The sequence below is a fragment of the Streptomyces sparsus genome (assembly GCF_054776295.1).
Genome location: NZ_BAAHCA010001344.1, coordinates 1 through 981, shown reverse-complemented (window position 1 = coordinate 981; position 981 = coordinate 1). Strand labels below are relative to the sequence as shown.

1 protein-coding gene is annotated in these 981 nt (G+C 76.4%); it reads right to left on the bottom strand.

Annotated elements, in window-relative coordinates:
• Positions 1 to 145: 145 nt before the first annotated feature.
• Positions 146 to 981, bottom strand: an 836-nt coding sequence (locus ACYVE9_RS28335) for an ABC transporter ATP-binding protein (protein WP_461030744.1), incomplete at its 5' end; no start/stop codon positions are given.

The window sequence follows — 981 nt, the reverse complement described above, 5'->3', positions numbered from 1 at the left end:
AGCAACGACCCCAGGAGCCGCCGCGCCGCGCCCTGGGGGGCGGGCAGCACGTCGCGGTCGAACGGGTCGGTGCCCGCCGTCCGGGCCGCCACCTGCACGGGGGCGTCGGACGGTACGGGCGGAGTGCCCGGGTCGGCGGTGGTCGTCATCGTCCCCCCTGGGATTCACCCGACTGGAGTTCACCCGACATCAGATGCCGGTACTCGTCGCTGCCGCGCAGCAACTCCTGGTGCGTGCCGACCGCCGCGATCCGGCCGCCGGACAGCAGCGCCACCCGGTCGGCGAGCAGGACCGTCGACGGCCGGTGCGCCACCACCAGGGCCGTCGTGGTGGCGAGCACCTCACGCAGTGCCGCCTCGACCCGCGCCTCGGTGTGCACGTCCAGCGCCGACAGCGGATCGTCCAGCACCAGGAACCTGGGCCGCCCCACCACCGCGCGGGCCAGCGCCAGCCGTTGCCGCTGCCCGCCGGAGAGCCTCAGCCCCTGCTCGCCGACCTGGGTGTGCACACCGCGCGGCAGCGCCGCCACGAACTCCTCGGCCTGCGCGATGCGCACCGCCCGGTGCAGCGCCTCGTCGTCGGCGGCGTCCGCCTCGGCACCGGTCCCGGCGGCCGTCCCCCGGCCGGACGAGCGGGTGTCCCGGGGGTCGGCGCCCATCAGCACGTTCTCCCGCACGGTGGCCGAGAACAGCGTGGGCTCCTCGAACGCGACCGCCACCTGACGGCGCACCTCCGACCGGGAGAGCGTGCCGACGTCCACGCCGTCCAGCGTGATGCGTCCGCCGCTCACCTCGTGCAACCGGGGGATCAGCGCGGTGAGCGTCGTCTTGCCGCTGCCGGTGGCGCCGACCAGGGCCAGCGACTGCCCGGACGGCACGTGCAGGTCGACGCCGTCCAGCACCGGCGGTTCGCCGGGCGGGGTGCCGGGGAACCGGAAGCGCACCCCCTCCAGCCGCAGCCCGTCCCCGGTCGCGACGGGCC